General features: G+C 38.5%; 8 protein-coding genes and 4 tRNA genes. 2 read left to right on the top strand and 10 right to left on the bottom strand.

Going from position 1 to position 4,860, the window contains the following annotated elements:
• Positions 1-223, bottom strand: a 223-nt coding sequence (locus COS96_00970; protein ID PIU44075.1) for a hypothetical protein, incomplete at its 3' end; no start/stop codon positions are given.
• 122 nt (positions 224-345) lie between these two features.
• Here COS96_00970 and COS96_00965 point away from each other — a divergent pair.
• Together COS96_00965 and COS96_00960 are read left to right on the top strand one after the other, a co-directional pair.
• Positions 346-645, top strand: a complete 300-nt coding sequence (locus COS96_00965) for a hypothetical protein (GenBank protein PIU44074.1) — start codon at positions 346-348, stop codon at positions 643-645.
• Entirely contained in the window at positions 608-1,387 is a 780-nt protein-coding gene (locus COS96_00960; protein ID PIU44073.1) for a hypothetical protein, read from the top strand. The genes COS96_00965 and COS96_00960 overlap by 38 nt, the downstream gene beginning before the upstream one ends.
• 53 nt (positions 1,388-1,440) lie before the next feature.
• Here the strand turns inward: COS96_00960 and COS96_00955 are convergent.
• From COS96_00955 to COS96_00915, 9 genes are all read right to left on the bottom strand, one after another.
• Positions 1,441-1,514 (bottom strand) — tRNA-Gly (locus COS96_00955).
• Positions 1,515-1,526: 12 nt separating this feature from the next.
• On the bottom strand, positions 1,527-2,180 hold the full coding sequence (locus COS96_00950) for a hypothetical protein (protein PIU44072.1): 654 nt from the start codon (positions 2,178-2,180) through the stop codon (positions 1,527-1,529).
• A gap of 149 nt (positions 2,181-2,329) precedes the next feature.
• Positions 2,330-2,404, bottom strand: a tRNA-Phe gene (locus tag COS96_00945).
• A 137-nt stretch (positions 2,405-2,541) separates the two neighbouring features.
• Positions 2,542-2,615 (bottom strand) — tRNA-Val (locus tag COS96_00940).
• Positions 2,616-2,628: 13 nt separating this feature from the next.
• Positions 2,629-2,714: transfer RNA gene (locus COS96_00935), tRNA-Leu, on the bottom strand.
• Positions 2,715-2,720: 6 nt separating this feature from the next.
• Positions 2,721-3,131 (bottom strand): 50S ribosomal protein L19, encoded by a 411-nt coding sequence (locus COS96_00930; GenBank protein PIU44071.1) that lies wholly within the window; start codon positions 3,129-3,131, stop codon positions 2,721-2,723.
• Entirely contained in the window at positions 3,124-3,846 is a 723-nt protein-coding gene (locus COS96_00925; protein ID PIU44070.1) for an RluA family pseudouridine synthase, read from the bottom strand. Before COS96_00925 ends, COS96_00930 begins: the two co-directional genes overlap by 8 nt.
• A gap of 17 nt (positions 3,847-3,863) precedes the next feature.
• The gene (locus COS96_00920) at positions 3,864-4,229 is read right to left on the bottom strand and encodes a hypothetical protein (GenBank protein PIU44069.1); all 366 of its coding nucleotides are present in this window, start codon (positions 4,227-4,229) and stop codon (positions 3,864-3,866) included.
• Complete coding sequence (locus tag COS96_00915) at positions 4,222-4,716, bottom strand: hypothetical protein (GenBank protein ID PIU44068.1); 495 nt, start codon at positions 4,714-4,716, stop codon at positions 4,222-4,224. Before COS96_00915 ends, COS96_00920 begins: the two co-directional genes overlap by 8 nt.
• Positions 4,717-4,860 lie beyond the last annotated feature (144 nt).

The following is a 4,860-nucleotide window of genomic DNA, read 5'->3' as shown; positions in this document are numbered from 1 at the left end:
GTCTTGTCTTGTCTTCAGTGTCCTGTCTTGTCTTGTCTTCCGCCCAACCCTGCGCCTTGAACATTTCTATATCCTCTTTCCTAAACCTATACTCCAATGTACCCTTTAAGCTTTTAACCATTTTCGGACAGAGTAAACCCCGCCGGACATACCGGCTAACAGACCTTTTGCTTTTATTCAGAAGTTCGCAAGTTTCAAAAAGAGTTACATTAAAATTTTCCATGGTTTAAGTTTATCATTGAGTTAAATCATAATCAAATTTACCTTTCATTAAATAGGCGTTTGTGATATAATTATAAAATCGATTGATTTTATTAAAAAATAAAAGCTAAAGTTAATAATTTTATGAGTATAAATTGGAAAGTATGGGCTCCGATTAGCATCGCAACAATAGTTGCCTTTGCTACAGTTGAATTTTATCAGTCTTTAATAGAAACATTTCAAGCGCCGATTACTGCAAAGGAAAAATCCGTCAAGACAATACCTGCCACAGGCAGTGTTGACGATGCCGTTAACGCTATTATTGCCGGCGCCTCCGATGACCAGGCGCTTTTTATTGACGCGGAAAAAGACGCGGACTTGATTACTGCCGATAATCAAGCGATTAATGATTTTGGCCAATCTTATGATGAAAATGAATTTTAAAAAGATAACCATATTCGCTTTCAGCGTATTCGTGACCGCATGCCTTGCGTTACCTGTCTTTGCTATTTCTCAAGTAGGGGAGGGGTCGCCTGCTTTAAAGGGGTTTTGTTCCCGCATTTCAGAACTTACCTTAAAAGTTGATCAGCGGATTAATGACCGCGAAGCAAAATTAGAAAAGAAACATCAGGAGAATTTGGATAAGTTCGCGGTTAACAAGAGCGAGCGGAACGCTAAAAAAGAAGAGGGTAGAGACAAGAGAGATACCAATCGCCAGGAACATTATTCGGCTTTAGAGGCGAAAGCAACAACTGACGCGCAGAAACAAGCTTTGGCAGTGTTTGAGTCAACAGTTGAGGCCGCGATTACAGCTCGTCAAACAACGATTGACGCAACGATAGCGTCTTTTCAGGCAGATATAAAAAGAGCTATGGATAACAGAAAGGTGGCTGTTGACGCAGCCGTAAGCGAGTTTAAAAATGCCGAGGATTTGGCAATCGATAAAGCAATATCAGATTGTGCCAGTGGCATTGATCAGAAAACAGTCCGCGTAACTTTTATAGCCAGCATGAAAACGGCTCGCGATAAGTTCCAAAGCGATAAGCAGGCGATTGAAAAATTAAGGGCATCATTTGAACCGTTGCGCGTTGCAAGAAAGGCGGCAATAGATAAAGCAATTCAGGATTTCAAAATTGCGATAGAAGGAGCTAAAAACGAGCTCAAGATAGCTCTTGGGCAGAAATAGGGGATTATGTTGCGTTTTGAAAACAAAAACGTCCATTCGGACGTTTTTGTTTTTGGAGCGGGACACGAGAGTCGAACTCGCGCTTCGATCTTGGCAAGATCGTGTACTGCCACTATACTAGTCCCGCAATAGTAGGATTTTATAAATTTTTACTTAATAAATCAATCCAAATTAATATTTTTTCTTTTATTTGTCTATTGCCACATGCTATCATACAAATTCCATTAGATAACCTTTTTGTCGGATGCCGTCCTTTTATGAATTGGGTTTTATAAAATTGAGATTTTGGTATTCCTATTATTGCTACCCAGAAATTCAAACATTTTTCCTCGGATAAATCTGGGTATAAGATAACGGTGGGGCGTAAATTCTCCTTTGGGATATTTAGGGATTTGGTTAGAAATTTAGTATACAAAGCTATCATCCGCGGGTCTGTATTGGATAATCGGAAAGGATTTTTAATGTTGCTATCTCCTTCGCCCCAGTACAGCATAAGTCCAGCGATAAATAAAGGATTGTTTTTTAACAGAGGGAAATCCTCTCTTGCTTTCTGGCGGGCTTCTTCTCTCCATTCCTCCCATTTTTTTCGACGTCTTTTATTAATAATCCTTAATCTTTTCTTTGCGATATAATTCGCTCTTCGGACAAGTTCTCTCTTAATATTTTTAGACCATTCAAGATTCGAAAACCAAACTGATAAAGTACTTTTAGGAACATTAAGCTCTTCGCTAATTTTATTATAGCTTTTTCCTCGTTTTCTTAAATTTATAGCAATATGCCTGTCATTGCGCATATAATTATAGAACCATCATTGAGCTCTAAAGAATTATATCACAATAGTTCAATTTTGTCTTGTGGAAAAGTATGTAATAGCCACTATACGACACCCGCCTACGTCCCGCTTTTAGCGGGACTTCGGCGAGCAGGCCCGCCTATGCTTTATTGTGCCACGGGTGAGAATCGGACTCACAACCTAACGATTTTCAGTCGCTCGCTCTACCACTGAGCTACCGTGGCATAAAATAAAATCAAAAATCAAAATGTAAAATTTAGGTATTTACCTTCGGCAAATTAATTTAAAAAATAATATTAGATTACTTTAAATTTTAATTTGTAATTTTAATCTTTGATTTTTAAATTTTGCCTTATCTATGTGGGCGATGTAGGTCTCGAACCCACGGCCTCCTCGGTGTAAACGAGGCGCTCTAGCCAACTGAGCTAATCGCCCATATTAAACTTTGAGGTGCGCGGGAGAGGATTCGAACCTCCACGTCCTTGCGAACACTGGCACCTCAAGCCAGCTTGGCTACCATTACAACACCCGCGCCTTTTTCTAAGCCTCTTCTTTTTTCGCCTCGGGTTTTTCCAGTTCTTCAACAACGGTTTGCTCCGGAATTTCTAAGGATTTTAATCTGGATTTTTTGCCTTTAGTTCCTCTCAAATAGAAAAGCTTGGCTCTTCTTACTTTGCCTCTTTTTATTATCTCCACCTTTTCTATGTTAGGGGATTGAGTCGGGAAGATTATTTCCACTCCGATATCAGCTATTATTTTTCTGACGGTGATGGTGGAGGAAACTCCTTTTCCGTGTTTTCTGTCTATAACCAACCCCTCAAAAATTTGGATTCTCTCTTTATTGTCCTTGTCTTTTACTTTCTGAAAGACCTTGACCGTATCGCCCGGGCGGACATCAGCGAATTCCTTTATTGATTGTTTTTGGTTGAATTCTTGTAATTTGTTAGTCATATTTTTTAAGGTTTTTTAATATATTTTTCAAATCTTCCGGCAGTTCAGATCTGAACTCCCTTACTTTTCCGTCAGGCATAGTTATCTTAAGGTATTCTGCGTGCAAGAATTGCCTTTCTAATCCTTTCGGGCAGGGCTGATTTTTAAAATTATAAAGCTTGTCTCCTGTGATTGGATGATGAATGTGCGCAAGATGGGCTCTAATCTGATGTTTTCTGCCTGTTCTTATAACAACTTCCATTAAAGCATAATCCCTGAAATTTTCAAGAACATTGTATTCGGTGATGGCAGTTCTTTTGCCTTTTGCTTCCGGGCTGAAAGAGGAGTATATCTTTTGCTTGAGACGATTTTTGGGAGACCTTCCTATAAGCGTTTCAATTTTTCCTTTGTCGTCTTTCATTGCGCCGGTTGCCAGAGTTATATATTTTTTATCCGCTTTTCTTTCTTGGAATTGTTTTTGAAAAAAAATTAAGGAATCATTGTTCTTGGCGATTAAAATGATTCCCGAAGTATCTTTGTCTAAACGGTGGACTATCCCGTATCTGGTAGGGGAGCCGACGTTCTTAATTTCCGGCCTTTCTTCCAGAATCAGGTCTATGAGGGTGCTTTCTCTGCCTTCGTTTTTACCTTCTTCATTTTCAAGGAAAACAATTATTCCGGCCGGTTTATCAACCACCAACAAGTTTTCATCTTCATAGATAATCTTAACGCTCATATTGCTAATTTTATTTTTTAATTAAAGAATGAGCTTGTTAATACTTCAGCTTTTCTGTCCATTGCGTTATTATCATGGTTGTCAATGTGGGTGGCAACGCATAAAAATGCAATTGTTGCTCCCCGAACAGCAAACCATACCCTTGGGAATTGATTGGAACGCAAATTTTTTACAGCTAATTCTATTTTCCAAATGGTGAAGCTTTCAGAACACTTTACTCTGTGTAATTTCGAAGGAGCGATTACCTGTTTTGGGTTTATTGGGTCAAAGTGAACTTCGCAGATTCGTTTAAATGATTCTATACCTGAGGCGAAGAAAGGAAAACGCCGCTTTAAACTGGCGGCTTCTTTTTCAAAACAAGGGTGGAGGATAAAATTAAGCATCTTCGTCTATGCCGGTGCCACGATAAAAAGCCAATTCATAAGCGATTTCTTGGTTTGGAGCTGTTCCAATATATGGCGCCTCCGCATGGGTTAAATCTTCCAATTGTTTTCCTGACAGATGCCCATATTTCAGGATAACCCTATCTAATATCAGCTGTTCTTCTTTGGGAAAATTCTTCACAGCTATTTTATTTATTTTATAAATTTCCGTTAGGTTGTAATCAGCCCTTTCTTTTTCAAGCTTTACGACAATTTTTTTTTCGCTGACCATATCGGCAAGCACCTTCTCCATGTTTATGGGAAAGGGACCCATTGGTAAAGCTTTATAAGTATCGCCGGTTAGTGATTTTTGGAATTTTTCATAAAAATCAAAATCAATAAAATATAATAATTTCGCCAATTTTTTCTTACCCCTTATCTCTCCGCCAAGTTTTTCCGCAAGATATAGGATGATTTCTTTAATTTTTTTTTTGCTGATTTTAGCCATATCTTCCTTTTTTTTGTTTCTATTGTTCTAAATTTATCATATCACAAAAAACAACTATAGCCATATCTTTATGTCACAGTCGTCGCAAAGAGGGGAGCGAGCGGGAAAATTTTGTGGTGCGTTTGTTTGACGAAATCCGAACCT

It is taken from the genome of Candidatus Nealsonbacteria bacterium CG07_land_8_20_14_0_80_39_13 (genome assembly GCA_002779355.1).
Classification (GTDB): domain Bacteria; phylum Patescibacteriota; class Minisyncoccia; order Minisyncoccales.
The sequence above is the reverse complement of the archived record's forward strand: the minus strand, read 5'-3'. Positions and strand labels throughout refer to the sequence as shown.